Here is a 14,894-nt window from a genome sequence, read left to right as displayed (position 1 = left end):
TTTGTAAGTCCAGTCAATTACTGGATTATGCTTGGAGCATCTCGTCACTAAACAGTTCTGCGCAGCCAATCCCATTAATGGCGCAGCTTTCATCGATGTCTGAGATGTCACCGCTCACGCCGATAGCACCCAATACCGTTTTATCCTTGTCTCGAATCAGTAGCCCCCCTGGAACTGGCACCATGTTTCCGTGTGCCAGCACGTTTACGGCGGAGATGAATGCTGGTCGGTTGTCAGCATCTTGGGCGAGTTTTCTAGAGGAACAACCCAGTGCGAGTGCCCCCCATGCTTTAGCAATCGCGATATCTGGTCGCATCATGCTAGAGCCATCTTGACGTTGCAGAGAAATCAGTTTGCCACCACTGTCTAAGACGGCGACCGTCAAAGGTTCTGTGTGGATCTTGTTTCCTGCTTTTAAGGTTCCATCGATGATGGTTAACGCTTGTTGTAGAGTCAAACTTCCCATGTTATCTCCTAGTTTTTCAAGGGGCATACGTACCAAGCTCAGCCAGCCAATCATTACTCTTGTTTGTGAATATCATTGACTGATTCAGCTCGGTACAAGAGTCCTAACTGGACTCTTGTAATAGCCCATAGCTGGGTAAAGTTAGGAAGGCAGCGAACTCTTCGGCTGTAGAAAGTTGATAGAAAAGATCAGCTGTCTCTTCAAATCGACCTGCTGTATAGCGCGAGTCACCGACTTCATGTTTTATCGTGTCTAACTCCTGGTAAAGCCAAGAGTGGAACAGTTGTTTGGTAAAGGTTTGGCCGTCATCAAGCGTGATGCCGTGGTGGATCCATTGCCAGATGTTGGCTCTTGAGATCTCTGCGGTGGCGGCATCTTCCATAAGGCCGTAGATAGGCACACAACCGTAGCCTTGGATCCAAGCCTCAATGTAATAAAGCGCAATGCGTATATTTTTACGTACTCCTGCTTCGTCGCGGCTGCCTTCACAAGGTTTTAGCAACGATTCTGCATTGATCACATGCTCCGGGCTTTGAAAATCCATTTGGTTTACTTTGCCATCTAAGTGCTTATCAAAGATCGACATTGCCAAATCAACCAGTGCAGGGTGCGCGACCCATGTGCCGTCGTGTCCGTTCTGAGATTCTCTTTGCTTATCTTCGATAACCTTGGCGGTTACGCGCGCCATTTCTTGCGGATCTTTTGCTGGAATAAAGGCCGACATACCACCCATCGCCAGTGCACCGCGAGCATGACAAGTACGCACTAACAGCTGGCTGTAGGCATTTAGGAACTCTTGATCCATGCCGATCCCGTGACGGTCAGGCAGGATGCGGTCTTTATGGTTTTTCAGCGTTTTGATGTAGCTGAAGATGTAATCCCAACGGCCACAGTTCATCGCTACGATATGATCACGCATTGCGTACAAGATCTCTTCCATTTGGAATACGGCTGGCAGAGTTTCAATCAACACGGTCGCACGAATGGTGCCTTTGGGTACGTGGAAATAGTTTTCGGTGAAGCTGAAAATATCGTCCCACCACTGTGCTTCTTCCATGCTCTCAAGCTTGGGAATGTAGTAGTAAACGCCTAAGCCTTGTTGTGCACGTGACTGATAGTTATGGAAAAAGTACAAGGCGAAGTCCATCAAGCAACCGCCGATAGGCTGATTGTTGAATTGGATGGATTGCTCAGGAAGGTGGATCCCTCGTGGGCGTGCGATCAGCAGTGCAGGATCGTCGTTTAATTGGTAACGCTTCTGCTTCTTCTCATCGAAATAACTAATGGTGCCAAGGTTGGCGTCTCTTAGGTTGATTTGCCCTTCGACCATATTGGCCCAAGTCGGGGAAGAGGCATCCTCAAAGCAACACATGAAGACTTTCGCGCCTGAGTTTAGCGCGTTGATCACCATCTTTCTTTCGATAGGTCCGGTGATCTCTACGCGTCGATCCAGTAACTCTGGTGGCGGTGTCGCCACTTTCCACTCTTTATTCTGGCGAATGGAAATGGTGTATTTTCTGAAATTGGGTAACTCACCCTCGTCATATTGAGCTTGTTTTACGTCGCGGTCACTTAGCAGGGCATGACGGCGATCTCCAAACTTATTGACGAGAGCTTCTAAGAATTTTAATGCATCTTTAGACAAGATCTCTTTGTACTCGGAGTTGTCCATCTTCCCAAGTACCTGCATACATTGTACTTCTTCTCTCTCTTTTACGTCATTCATCATTGTTGTCTCCTTTAAACAATACGATGCCACTTTGTATACAAAATGCTCTTTTTAAGAGTATTTATATTGTAGAAATTGTAAACAAGCAAACGGTATTTAACATTTATTTATCATTTGATCTTTTTGTAATTTATTTTTACGTAAAGATATTTTATGTAAAGCAATGAATTGTAAGCTTTTCAGGGTAAGTGCGGACTTAATATGACGGGCTGATGTAATGAAAATGTTTCATTTTGGGCTTGATAAATGCTGAGGATGATTCATAGTACACAAAAGTTAGTTTAATTGTATACAATCTGAGCTGGAGGTTCGAATGGCAATTATGAAAGCGATTGAAGCAGCGGTAGAAGTGCTTAAACGTGAAGGTGTAGACATCGCATTTGGTGTTCCCGGCGCAGCAATAAACCCTATGTATGCGGCTATGAAAAAGCTCGGAGGAATCGACCACGTCTTAGCTCGCCACGTAGAGGGTGCATCGCATATGGCCGAAGGGTACACGCGTACCAATCAAGGCAATATCGGTGTGTGTATTGGTACCTCTGGCCCTGCGGGAACGGACATGATCACGGGGCTTTATTCGGCGTCTGCAGATTCAATCCCAATCCTATGTATTACAGGTCAGGCTCCGCGTGCTCGCCTTCATAAAGAAGACTTCCAAGCGGTTGATATTGAATCTATCGCTAAACCAGTCACTAAGTGGGCGACTACGGTTCTTGAACCGGCTCAAGTGCCACGCGCGTTCCAAAAAGCCTTTCATTTAATGCGTTCGGGTCGTCCGGGTCCAATCCTGATTGATCTACCGATTGATGTTCAGCTGGCTGAGATTGAGTTTGATATCGATACCTATGAACCGCTAGAGCCTTATAAGCCACAAGCGACACGCGCGCAGGTTGAGAAAGCATTAACCATGATGTCTCAATCGGAAAAACCGCTGATTGTATCTGGTGGTGGCGTGATTAACGCTGGCGCGTCTGAATTGTTGCAGCAGTTTGCCGAGATCACTGGTGTTCCTGTTATTCCAACCTTAATGGGTTGGGGTTCGATCTCGGATGATCATGAGTTAATGGCAGGTATGGTGGGGTTACAAACTTCTCACCGTTATGGCAACGAAACCATGCTGAATTCTGATTTTGTGTTTGGTGTTGGTAACCGCTGGGCTAACCGTCATACCGGTTCTGTGGATGTTTACACCGAAGGCCGAAAGTTCGTACATGTAGATATTGAACCAACCCAAATCGGCCGTGTGTTCTGTCCTGATTTAGGCATTGTCTCTGATGCGAAAGCAGCACTAGAGCTAATGGTTGAAGTGGCGCAAGAGTGGCGTGATGCTGGCAAGCTGCCAAACCGAAATGCTTGGGCAAGTGAGTGTCAGGAACGCAAATCGACCATGCTGCGTAAAACCAATTTCGATGAAGCGCCAATGAAACCGATGCGTGTTTATGAAGAGATGAACAAGGCATTTGGCCGTGACACTTGTTATGTGAGCACCATTGGTTTGTCACAAATTGCTGCCGCTCAGTTCCTACATGTTTATAAGCCTCGTAACTGGATCAACTGTGGTCAGGCTGGTCCATTGGGTTGGACAACACCAGCCGCATTGGGTGTACGAGCGGCCGATCCAAATCGCAATATTGTCGCTATCTCTGGAGATTACGATTTCCAATTCATGATTGAAGAACTGGCCGTCGGCGCGCAATTCAATCTGCCATACATTCATGTGTTGGTGAACAACTCGTATCTAGGTTTGATTCGCCAAGCACAGCGCCAATTTGATATCGATTATTGTGTACAACTTGCGTTCGATAACCAAAATGCGCCAGAGCTTGAAGGCTACGGGGTTGACCATATTGCCGTTGTTGAAGGCCTAGGTTGTAAGGCGATTCGAGTTCGTGAACCAGAGCAAATTGCCGCGGCGTTTGAGCAAGCCAAAGAGCTGATGAACAAGCACAAGGTGCCAGTGGTCGTTGAGCTAATTCTTGAGCGAGTAACCAACATTGCGATGGGCGTAGAGATCAACGCCATCAACGAATTTGAACCACTTGCCGAAAGCCGAGGCGATGCGCCAACCGCGCTAGCGTACAAATAATCACAAAATAATGTGTATCTGTAGAGCCGAGATTGGGCTCTACAGAAAGTCTCCAATAGCGCGAGGCTTTACTACAAATAACCAGATTTTCAAAAAGAAAGAATAAGGACAGAGTCATGGCAAAATTTGCAGCAAACTTGTCAATGTTATTCACAGAAGTTGATTTTATGGATCGCTTTGAAGCTGCCGCAGAAGCGGGCTTTCAAGGTGTCGAATACCTTTTCCCATATGCCTTTGATGCGGATGAGATTAAACAAAAGCTTGATGCTAATAATCTAGAGCAAGTGCTATTTAATCTGCCTGCTGGGGATTGGGATGCAGGCGACCGTGGTATTGCGGTTGACCCTGCACGCGTTGAAGAGTTTCAAGCGGGTGTGCCTAAAGCGATAGCTTATGCCAAGAAGCTTGGTTGTAAACAGGTGAACTGTTTGGCGGGCATTGTCCCACAAGGAGTGACCCCGCAAGACGCTCAGGCGACCTTCGTGATTAACCTTCACTACGCCGCAAATGCGTTAGCTGCAGAAGGTATAAGCCTAGTGATTGAAGCGATTAACACGCGCGATATTCCGGGCTTTTTCTTGAACACCACGGAGCAAGCGAAAACCATTATCAAAGAGGTGGCAAGCGATAACCTTTCTATCCAATACGATATCTATCACATGCAGGTTATGGAAGGCGACCTTACGCCAACCATGCAGCAGAACATTGGCCAAATCGCTCACGTGCAGCTGGCTGATAACCCGGGTCGACATGAGCCGGGTACCGGAGAAATAAATTATCCATTCGTACTGAACTATCTTGATGAGCTTGGCTATCAAGGCTGGGTTGGTTGCGAATACAAACCGAAAACGACAACGACAGAAGGCCTTGGTTGGCTGAACCAGTACCGTTAATTGCGTCTGGTAACCCTCAAACGTTAAGGAGAACAACATGTCTAAAATTGCATTTATCGGAACTGGCATCATGGGTAAACCTATGGCGAGTAACCTTCGAAAAGCGGGTCATGATTTGATTCTGTCGGATCACTTCAACGCAGCTCCTGCCGATCTGGTTGCGGCTGGCGCGACGGTTTGTCATTCCCCAGCCGAAGCCGCAGAGCAAGCGGATGTCATCATTCTTATGGTGCCAAACACCCCTCAAGTAGAAGAGGTGCTGTTTGGTGATAACGGTGTCGAGCAAGGCCTAACTGCGGGCGGAGCAAAGGGCAAGCTAGTTATCGATATGAGTTCAATCTCGCCTATCGCGACTAAAGCCATTGCAGCACGTATCAATGAAGGTGGTGCTTCATACCTTGATGCACCTGTTTCAGGTGGTGAAGTGGGCGCGATCAATGCCGCGCTGACTATCATGGTGGGCGGTGAGCAAGATGCTTTTGATAAAGCACGCCCACTGTTTGAAATCATGGGTAAAAACATCACGCTGGTGGGTGACAACGGAGCGGGTCAAACTTGTAAGGTTGCTAACCAGATTATCGTTGCACTGAACATTGAAGCGGTCTCTGAAGCACTGGTGTTTGCATCAAAAGCCGGTGCTGATCCTGCGCGAGTTCGTCAGGCGCTATTAGGCGGCTTTGCCAACTCTAAGATCCTTGAAGTGCACGGTGAGCGAATGGTTGAAGGTACCTTTGACCCGGGCTTTAGAATCTCGCTTCATCAGAAAGATCTCAACCTAGCACTAACGGGCGCACAAGAATTAGGTGTTGCACTGCCGAATACGGCTAACGCTCAAGAGTTGTTTGGTGAGTGTGCCGAAATGGGCGGTGAAGGTTGGGACCACTCTGCGCTGATTCAAGCAATAGAGAAGCGTTCTGATCACTCGATTCGCTAACCCTTGACGAGTAATCCGTCTAATACATTGGTTTTGTCGTTTCTGCTGAAACCAAAACCAATGAATCAGGGCTAACATCGATAAGTTAGCCCCCAGTTTTAAACAGTTTGTTTATAAATCGCGTAGTTTCGTCTCCTTTTATACGCGTTCCCGATACGAGGCAAAGGTTGAAGTTGTTCCTTTCCAACTTGATCTTAGCAGGCACCCTTTCGCCTTGTATTGGGGTTCTTTTTTTCTCCGTCAACTAAGGAGTGGCTGATGGACTTTGATGCTAAGCAGTTTCTGCAAACCCTTTTCTCAAGTGCTGTAAATCAGGCACTACCCAAAAATTACATCGAACCTTTTCTTCCTCAAGACATATTTTATCGCTCGGCTAATCACGCTGGGCGAACCGTCGTTATTGGGGCTGGGAAAGCGGCAGCATCGATGGCCGCCGAATTAGAAGCCGTATGGCAAGCCAAGAAACAGCAAGACCTAGCGCTACGTGATTTAGAAGGTTTGGTGGTGACTCGTTATGAACACCTCGCGCCATGTGAGTACATCGAGGTGATTGAAGCGGCGCACCCCGTTCCCGATGCGATGGGATTGGAAGTTAGCCACCGGATGTTGGAATTGGTGAGTAACCTCAGTCAAGACGATACGGTGATATGTCTCTTGTCAGGAGGTGGTTCTGCATTACTTAGCTTGCCCGGTGGTGATATTACCTTGGTAGAGAAGCAACAAATCAATAAAGCACTGCTTAAATCTGGCGCAGCCATTGATGAGATGAACTGTGTTAGAAAACATCTATCTTCAATAAAGGGCGGCCGATTGGCAAAAGCAGCTTATCCAGCGAGAGTCGTGTCATTGGCGATTTCGGATGTACCGGGTGATGACATCAGTGTGATTGCATCGGGCCCAACCGTACCGGACACCACTACACGTTTTGATGCGATGGCAATTTTAGAACGCTACCAAATAGAAACACCACGCTCGGCATTTGAATGGTTGAATAATCCAGAATCAGAGACCGTTAAGCAAGATGACGTCTGTTGGAAGAACGCCGAGCATCATATTATCGCGACCCCAATGTCAGCATTGGAAGCTGCCGCTGCAGAAGCTGAAGGTTTGGGTATTCCCGCTTATGTGCTGAGTGATTGCATTGAGGGGGAGGCGAGAGAAGTGGCGAAGGTGCATGCAGCATTAGCTAAACAAGTCGCTAATAACAATCACCCATTTGAGACACCTTGCGTGATACTGTCTGGCGGCGAAACCACGGTAACCGTTAAGGGCAATGGTCGCGGTGGGCGTAATTGTGAGTTCCTTTTAAGTTTGTATAACGAGCTAAAAGGACAGGAAAACATATTCGCTTTAGCAGCTGACACTGATGGCATTGATGGTGTTGAAGACAATGCGGGCGCATGGATCACGCCTCAAACATGGCAACAAGGTTCGAGCCTGTCGCTTAAAGCCGATGACTACCTAGAGGCCAACAACAGCTACGACTTCTTTAAGCAAGTCGGTGTGTTACTGACTACTGGGCCGACGCTAACCAACGTAAATGACTTCCGCGCCATATTGATTCTTTAATCTGAACAGTACGAATAGCCCGAAAAATATTAACGTTGGAAACTAGCAGTATTGAATGGTCGCTCTTTTGCACATAAGAGCGACCATTTTATTGCTATCAATGCGGTGACCTTGAGTTCTGAGATTATCTTCTGGACTAATGAAGCACGTTGATTACTATGGCTTAAGTAATGAGCTGTAAAGGATGCAATATGTCTAGGATCAGACAAAAGAATCAAGATTTAATCATCGAAGTCGCGTGTGAACAATTCGCCACTCATGGTTATGCCGCAACAAAAATGGCCGATATCGCGAAAGCGGCCGACATTCCCAAACCCAACGTATTCTATTATTTCAGTTCTAAAGATAAGCTCTACAATGCCGTTCTAGAAACCGTTACTCAGCCATTACTGGAAGCGTCTCGTCCAATTGAAGAGCTCAGCGATCCTGTTGAAGCCCTATCTCAATATATTCAAACCAAACTGATTATTTCTCGCGACCATCCACATGCCTCTAAAGTGTTTGCCAATGAAGTGATGTCGGGCGCGAAAGTGCTGCCGAAAGAGATTGGTGATGAGCTGTATAAGCAATCCCAGATGATCCTCGATAAGTTCTCAACGTGGTCAGCACAAGGCTTAATGGATGACGTTCCTGCACACCATTTGATGTTCACCATCTGGGCGGCCACCCAAACCTACGCCGATTTTGGCTGGCAGATTTGCAGCGTAATGCAGAAAGATCAGCTCGATGACAAAGACTATGAAGATGCCGCTGAATTCATCACTCAGCTAGTGATTAAAGGGTGTGGGGTGAAAGGAAAGGCGGAATAGTTGATTCATCAGATTCATTAAAAAAGGACATCACTCGATGCCCTTTTTTGTATACGCTGTTTCTTATAAGAGTCGCTTAGATACAGCTTTTATACATCACTTCGAGCAAAGGTCGCAGTGCAGCCAGCACTGGTTGTTGTCGAATCTGAATGCGCGTTATCAGTTAGAGTTGATGCCCACCAGTAACTGTCTCCGATACGTTTGACGATGATTAAACCAAGGCCGTGTTCTGTTTTTGTATCATCACTCAGCCCTGCGCCAGTATCAGAAACGGAAATCGTATTTGAGTTGATGGTCACTGTGATTTTACCTTGCGTGGTAAATCGGATCGCGTTTTCAATGTAGTTCTTCAGAACCATGTTCAGCAGTGGCAAGGGCATGTTAAGTGTGGTGTTTGGTTCAACGTTTAACACCAACTCAACGCCAGAAGCTAGCATCGAGTGGTACTTCGAGAAATCGAGAGTGGTATCGTCGATAACGGTGAGTGTTCTCTCGGTTGAAGAGTTCTCTTGTTTCACAATGTTTAATAACACCTCAACGGTGGAACTCATGCCATTGGCTGCTCCAAGAATACGCTCGCGTTGCTTGGCTTGAAATGCAGGGTCATTAGGCTTCATGGCTTGCAGTTCGGCAGCGCCAATCACAATCGCTATCGGTGTTTTCAATTCATGACTCGCGTACTTCGCAAACATCATCTCTTGCTTGGCTAGTCGGTCTTTCATTTTTGAGTAGCTGTTTAGGTGTGAAGTAAGCATCTGCAACTCATCAACCGTGTGAGTGGGAACATGGAAGTTATTAGACTCATGCTTGCTGAGCTGCGTGCTGAGTTCTCCAATGGGCGCTATTAGCTGGTCAAACACCCGCTTGAGGGTAATCCGCAATACGATGATCAACCCGAGCATTAGCAGAGTTGAGATTGCCATCAATACGCCCCAACTGTCGTCCCACAGATCCATATCAAAAGAGCTGATGGCGATGTAAGCAAGGATAGTTCTACCTTGGTCTTCGAAGGCAAAATGATAGACGACCACACCGGGTATAAGAATGTGTTCTTCAGACAGTCTTAGTTCAAAGCGTTGGCGATCTACCGTATCCAATGCCATAGGCGGGATCTTTTTGAGTTGGTCGGAAAAGTCGGCTTCACCATAATAAACCGTTACGTTCTCCGATAGCTTTAGGCTGCCATCGGGAGAAAGACGTTTGTAGAATTGCTCCGCTACCCCTTTGAATGATTTCAGATGATTCTCTATTTGAGCTTCTTCCTGCCAAACGAGACGAAGCGAGAACACAAAAAATACCACGCATGAAGAGACCAGAGCGATGACAGAAAAGGTACGCAAAGTGCGAATTCTGACATCTTCAATTGAGTTGCCTAATTTGGTTCGAATTTTCATACTTATTGAGACTCGCTAGCAGACAAGATCAACTGAAACCCGTGCTTAGGAATCGTCTTTAACATAGGAAAGTCGAATGGTTTATCGAGTACGTTTCGAAGTAGGTAGATATGGCTGCGGAGTACATCTTTGTCTGGGATGTCATCGCCCCAAAGCATGTAGATTAGGCTTTCACGAGACACGACGCCACCTTGAGCTTTGACCAACTCTCTCAGAATTTGAAACAAGATAGGTGTAAGGGTTAGCGTTTGTCCCTCTCGTGATGCGGTATGCGTCTTTTCATCAATAATCACTGCACCAAAGCTCAGTGTCTTTTTCGCGACTAAGCCTTTATTGCGTTTGATCAGTGCTGACAGGCGAGCTTCTAATTCAGGAAACTTGAACGGCTTGGTAACAAAATCATCGGCACCAGAATCAAAGCTACTTAACAGATCTTCTTGGCCATTCAAGGCCGTTAGCATCAAAATCGGTGTCGTTATGCCATTTTGACGCAGCTTAGTAGCTACCTGCATTCCATCAAGTTTAGGCAGCATGACATCTAAGACAATCGCATCGAAGTCGTTTTGCATTGCTAAATTGAAGCCTTGTTCGCCATCTGAAGCAAAATCCGCGATAGCTTCTTTGACCTCTAAGAAGTCAGCGATAATGCCTTGTAGTTCGATGTTGTCTTCAACTACTAAAATACGACTGCGCTCAAGCATCGATCTGCTCCATTAAAATATCTGCTCTCATCAAAACATCTACTCCCAGCAAGCATCCATTCTGAACAAAAAAGTAGCCTATCCAAAATTATGTCGAATTTATGTCTAATGGATAGCGTTAATCAAAAAATTCAACGTCATAAGATTATTTTTCAATGTCGAATCGACTTCGACTTTAATTCGACAAAGCCAGTTCAACAATAGTTCACATCAATAGGTGAGGGCTTAATTATGAAAACTAAAATTATCGCGCTGGCAGCACTTCTCGGTGTCTCAACGACTCAAATATCACTAGCTCAAGCTACGGAACTGATCGGTCACGTTCAAGGCTTAAATAAACACAGTGTCGTGGCAGAAGTGCCCGGTGTCGTGGAGATGAATAACCTTGAAGTGGGCGACGCCGTCAACCAACAACAAATACTGGCTCAGATTAAAGCCAACGACTTTGAGTTTAGCGTTAATAAGGCTAAAGCGAATCTAGCCCTTGCCGAAGCGAATCTTGCCTTACGAAAGGCGACCTATAACCGCTATCAAGCCCTTATCGAAAAGAACAGCCTCTCAATCGGTGAGTTAGACACAGCACGTGCTGAATTTTTAAGCGCGAAGGCGTCGGTGTCTGTTGCTCAAATTGACTACCAACAATCTCAAGTGGACCTTGAAAACACTCAGATTGAATCTCTTATTTCAGGTTACATCTCCAATAAACCAACGCAATCAGGGGCTTGGGTGAGCGAGGGAGATTTGCTCTATGAAGTGGTCAACATCGACAAAGTGACTCTGTCGTTCATGGCGAGTGAGTATGACCTAAAACACTTCACTGTTGGTCAAGAAGTGGTGGTGTGGTCTGAAACCAATCCAGAGATAAAAATGGAAGCTAACGTGCAGCGCATTGGTGTCGAGATGCAAAATTTAACCTACCCAGTATTGGTCGAGATCACCAACCAAGGTCATCAATTTAAGCCGGGTATGTCGGTTTATGCCTCTACGGACCTTTCAATTCAAGGCATGACAACTGCTCAAGTCGCATTGGATCAAACAGCATCAAACGAAGGTAAAGGGCTATAACGATGAACTTTCTAGCATATTTCGCGAATCGTCAGTTTTTGGCTCGTATCATTACGGTCATGGTGTTGTTGACGGGTGCTATGTCGTTAATGCAGCTCAATCTACAAGAGTATCCAGATGTTGCTATGGACACCGCGGAAATCGAAACCAGCTATCCCGGCGCGACGGCTCAAGATATTGAACTGAACATCACTAACCCAATAGAGAAAGAACTTCGTTCGGTCGATGGCATTGTGTACTTTTCGTCTGAATCTTCAGAAGGACGTTCCTTTATCGAGGTCGAGTATCTGCCCGGTGAAGACGCGGCGGTGATCTTGAGAGATATCCAGCAAGCGGTAGACAGAGTCGGTAACCTGCCGAAAGACATTGATTCGCCGCCGGTTGTGACTCAGCAAAAAACCTCTTCTTTGGATGTGTATCATTTTGGTGTGAGCCTCGCGGATAGCAATACAGATTCAGCATCGTTACAGCATTATGCGTATCAGTTAGAAAAGAAAATCAACAGTCTTGGTGGCGTCGGTTCTATCACGCTTTCCGGCTTTAATGAGCAAGAGTTTTGGGTTGAAGTCGATCCTGAAAAAGCACGCCGTTATCAAGTGACTTTTGACGATGTCAGTACCGCGATAGAGCAGCACAACTTGTCTCAATCGGGTGGCTTTGTCGAGTCATGGAGTCAAGAGCAGAAGATCGTCACCATGACCAAAGTAGAGTCGACGGGTGATGTGTCTAACATCGTGATTAAGGCATTAGATTCCGGTCAAGTTGTCCGTGTGTCTGATGTGGCGACCGTTATCGATACTTTTGCGCGAGCAACCGAAGATCCGGTGATGAGCGGGAAACCTGCGGTGATTTTCTCTATCACCAACAGTGGCAGTGCGGATGTGATTGCGACCATCGACAGCATTAAGGCTTTGTTGGACAAAGAAAGCGAACGTATTAGCGAGCAATTCATCTTCCAAACAAGTCTTGATCTTGGCAAGGACATGGGCGAGAAGTTCTCTATCGTGGCAACCAATGGCGCGATAGGTTTGGTGTTGGTTCTGCTGATTTTGAGCATGATCTTGCAACGTCGTGTTGCTTTCTGGGTGTCGGTGTCGATTCCGTTTTGTGTGTTCGGTGTGATGATGGTTCTGCCAATCATGGGGCTGAATTTAGACAGCATCACATTGGCAGCATTACTGCTGGTGATCGGCATTATCGTTGATGATTCAGTGATCATTGCTGAAAGTATTTTCCAAGAAAAGGAAGCCGGGAAAAAAGGTGTCGATGCTGCGGTGTCGGGGACTTTAAAAGTAATCAAGCCATTGATGGCAAGCCTAGTGACAACGGCCTTGGTGTTTATCCCGATGATGTTCATTCCGGGCACCATGGGTAAAGCTGTCTCGGTGATCCCGATTACCGTTATCGCAGCGCTCGTGTTCTCATTCATTGAATGCACGCTCACGCTACCTGCGCACTTGGCTTCTGCGAAAGAGAGCAATAACAAAACCCAAGAAAAAGACCGTTTTGAATGGATCTCAAACCGTTACCGCTCTCTGCTGAATATGGCTCTGAACTACAAGAAATCAGTGATTGCATTAGCCATCGTTGGGTTCGCGGTATCTGGCTATTTAGTGTCTTCGTTGAAAGTGGATATCTTCCCAACAGAAGCGGGTAAATACATTGAGGTTTACACCGAAGTGAAGGCGGGAACTCCATTATCTAAAGTGCGAGACGCTCATCAGTCTATCGAACAAGCGATAGAATCGTTACCAGAAACGGAGCTGGTCAGCTATGAATTGGTTTACTCATCACCGGTATCGCAGGGCATTATTAACCTGACGAACTTTGACCAACGCACCCGTTCAGCAGAACAGATTATCACGGCGCTCAATGAAGAGTTGGCAGCGCTGTCTGATGACATGTTCATCAAGTTCTCGATTGATGCTGGTGGCCCACCTCCAGGCGACCCGGTTGAAGTCCGCGTGCTCGGTGGAACTGAGAGTGAGCGCAATCAAACCGTAGAGTTAGTGATGGCTTGGCTAAGAGATTACCAAGGCGTGACCAGTATCAATCACAGTGAGGCACTGAAAGATCCTCAGTTGAACATTGTTCCTCAGTATCACTGGCTGGCGAAATACAACCTCACGGTGAGTGATTTATCGAATGCGCTGCGTGTTGGATTTGATGGTAACAGCGTGACATCGACGTGGCTTGGCGATCAAGAAGTCGATATTCGCGTGGTATTAGATGAGCAATTTCGCGACCTTGAAAAGCTGAAAACCACCAAAATCTACACGGCGGATGGGCAGCAAGTGCCATTGAGTCGCTTGGCTATGGTTGAGCAGATAGAAATCCCGCGCCTTATCAAGCATTACAACGGTGAACGTGAAGTGACGGTGTCTGCCGCTTTATCTGATGAGAGCATTAGCCCTGTCGCATTAGCCGATGAGCTAATCACAGAGCTTACAGGTCAATACCCATCGAGCGTGACTATTAATGTGGGCGGCGAAGCTGAAAGTACCAACGAAACCATGAGCGGCTTTATGGTGGTGTTCCCTGCTGCAATGGTAGCGATCTACTTCGTGTTAGCTGTGATGTTCAACTCATTGTTACAACCACTGCTCATTATGGCGGTTATCCCATTTGCGATTATGGCTTCGTTGATGGCGCTCGTGGTTCACATGCAGCCGATGTCTCTGTTTGGATTGATTGGCGTACTTGGGATGACGGGCGTTGTGGTCAATAACTCCTTGGTGCTGATTAATCGAATCAATGAGTTAAGAATTGAAGGTTTGAATGCGATAGACGCGGTAACTCAAGCGGCAGTCAGTCGTCTGCGTCCGATTGTGATGACATCACTGACCACGGTGGCTGGCTTGCTTCCTCTTGCTTATGGGTTAGGGGGAACGGATGTGTTTATGGGGCCAATGTCGCTCACGCTGGGCTATGGTCTGTTGTTCTCATTGCCCGTTGTACTGTTGGTAATTCCTGCCATGTATGCGTTGTTCTTTTCTAAAGGCTCGGTTTCGAGAACTAAGGACAGTTTGCACTTAGAGAGCAGGTTAAACGTCAACATCCGCGAGTCATGACGCGCGGTTTTGTGACCCGTTGTGCAATAACTCATTTAACTTGAAATCGGTTCGATTAGGTATGCCATTTCATTTAAATAACAGGTTATAGTGTCGCAAAAATTAGCGACACTTATTGTTCTTAGAAGTGAATAGCTCAGAACACCAAAGTGGACCTTCTAACAATATTACACGCAC

11 protein-coding genes are annotated in these 14,894 nt (G+C 46.6%); 7 read left to right on the top strand and 4 right to left on the bottom strand.

Annotated elements, in window-relative coordinates; genetic code table 11:
* Positions 1-25: 25 nt before the first annotated feature.
* Positions 26-466, bottom strand: coding sequence for a GlcG/HbpS family heme-binding protein (locus BCT49_RS16945; RefSeq protein ID WP_008220964.1), 441 nt, complete (start codon positions 464-466; stop codon positions 26-28).
* Positions 467-569: 103 nt separating this feature from the next.
* The gene (gene aceB / locus BCT49_RS16940; protein ID WP_102436827.1) at positions 570-2,195 is read right to left on the bottom strand and encodes a malate synthase A; all 1,626 of its coding nucleotides are present in this window, start codon (positions 2,193-2,195) and stop codon (positions 570-572) included.
* A gap of 313 nt (positions 2,196-2,508) precedes the next feature.
* Between aceB and gcl the strand changes: the two genes are divergently transcribed.
* From gcl to BCT49_RS16915, 5 genes are all read left to right on the top strand, one after another.
* Positions 2,509-4,281, top strand: a complete 1,773-nt coding sequence (gene gcl / locus BCT49_RS16935; protein WP_102436825.1) for a glyoxylate carboligase — start codon at positions 2,509-2,511, stop codon at positions 4,279-4,281.
* Between the two features lie 116 nt (positions 4,282-4,397).
* Positions 4,398-5,174, top strand: a complete 777-nt coding sequence (hyi, locus tag BCT49_RS16930; protein WP_102436823.1) for a hydroxypyruvate isomerase — start codon at positions 4,398-4,400, stop codon at positions 5,172-5,174.
* Between the two features lie 37 nt (positions 5,175-5,211).
* Complete coding sequence (locus BCT49_RS16925; RefSeq protein WP_102436821.1) at positions 5,212-6,108, top strand: 2-hydroxy-3-oxopropionate reductase; 897 nt, start codon at positions 5,212-5,214, stop codon at positions 6,106-6,108.
* 258 nt (positions 6,109-6,366) lie between these two features.
* Complete coding sequence (locus BCT49_RS16920) at positions 6,367-7,677, top strand: glycerate kinase type-2 family protein (RefSeq protein ID WP_102436819.1); 1,311 nt, start codon at positions 6,367-6,369, stop codon at positions 7,675-7,677.
* 191 nt (positions 7,678-7,868) lie between these two features.
* On the top strand, positions 7,869-8,486 hold the full coding sequence (locus tag BCT49_RS16915; RefSeq protein WP_017111425.1) for a TetR/AcrR family transcriptional regulator: 618 nt from the start codon (positions 7,869-7,871) through the stop codon (positions 8,484-8,486).
* An 89-nt stretch (positions 8,487-8,575) separates the two neighbouring features.
* Here BCT49_RS16915 and BCT49_RS16910 read toward each other — a convergent pair whose 3' ends face one another.
* On the bottom strand, positions 8,576-9,826 hold the full coding sequence (locus tag BCT49_RS16910) for a sensor histidine kinase (RefSeq protein ID WP_102436876.1): 1,251 nt from the start codon (positions 9,824-9,826) through the stop codon (positions 8,576-8,578).
* Between the two features lie 56 nt (positions 9,827-9,882).
* Positions 9,883-10,581, bottom strand: coding sequence for a response regulator transcription factor (locus tag BCT49_RS16905; RefSeq protein ID WP_102436817.1), 699 nt, complete (start codon positions 10,579-10,581; stop codon positions 9,883-9,885).
* A gap of 231 nt (positions 10,582-10,812) precedes the next feature.
* On the opposite strand from BCT49_RS16905, the gene BCT49_RS16900 reads away from it, so the two are divergent.
* On the top strand, positions 10,813-11,646 hold the full coding sequence (locus BCT49_RS16900; RefSeq protein ID WP_102436815.1) for an efflux RND transporter periplasmic adaptor subunit: 834 nt from the start codon (positions 10,813-10,815) through the stop codon (positions 11,644-11,646).
* A gap of 2 nt (positions 11,647-11,648) precedes the next feature.
* Positions 11,649-14,717 (top strand): efflux RND transporter permease subunit, encoded by a 3,069-nt coding sequence (locus tag BCT49_RS16895; RefSeq protein ID WP_102436812.1) that lies wholly within the window; start codon positions 11,649-11,651, stop codon positions 14,715-14,717.
* Positions 14,718-14,894: the final 177 nt, after the last annotated feature.

Source organism: Vibrio lentus, from assembly GCF_002875945.1.
In the GTDB taxonomy this organism is placed as follows: domain Bacteria; phylum Pseudomonadota; class Gammaproteobacteria; order Enterobacterales; family Vibrionaceae; genus Vibrio; species Vibrio apostichopi.
Note: the sequence above shows the minus strand (reverse complement) of the source record. Positions and strands in the feature narration are given on the sequence as shown.

What these genes read in the sequence shown, in the direction of transcription:
- BCT49_RS16915 (WP_017111425.1), top strand. Translation starts at nt 7,869, where the DNA reads ATGTCTAGGATCAGACAAAAGAATCAAGATTTAATCATCGAAGTCGCG.
- BCT49_RS16900 (WP_102436815.1), top strand. Translation starts at nt 10,813, where the DNA reads ATGAAAACTAAAATTATCGCGCTGGCAGCACTTCTCGGTGTCTCAACG.
- BCT49_RS16905 (WP_102436817.1), bottom strand. Translation starts at nt 10,581, where the DNA reads ATGCTTGAGCGCAGTCGTATTTTAGTAGTTGAAGACAACATCGAACTA.
- aceB (WP_102436827.1), bottom strand. Translation starts at nt 2,195, where the DNA reads ATGATGAATGACGTAAAAGAGAGAGAAGAAGTACAATGTATGCAGGTA.
- gcl (WP_102436825.1), top strand. Translation starts at nt 2,509, where the DNA reads ATGGCAATTATGAAAGCGATTGAAGCAGCGGTAGAAGTGCTTAAACGT.
- hyi (WP_102436823.1), top strand. Translation starts at nt 4,398, where the DNA reads ATGGCAAAATTTGCAGCAAACTTGTCAATGTTATTCACAGAAGTTGAT.
- BCT49_RS16895 (WP_102436812.1), top strand. Translation starts at nt 11,649, where the DNA reads ATGAACTTTCTAGCATATTTCGCGAATCGTCAGTTTTTGGCTCGTATC.
- BCT49_RS16945 (WP_008220964.1), bottom strand. Translation starts at nt 466, where the DNA reads ATGGGAAGTTTGACTCTACAACAAGCGTTAACCATCATCGATGGAACC.
- BCT49_RS16920 (WP_102436819.1), top strand. Translation starts at nt 6,367, where the DNA reads ATGGACTTTGATGCTAAGCAGTTTCTGCAAACCCTTTTCTCAAGTGCT.
- BCT49_RS16925 (WP_102436821.1), top strand. Translation starts at nt 5,212, where the DNA reads ATGTCTAAAATTGCATTTATCGGAACTGGCATCATGGGTAAACCTATG.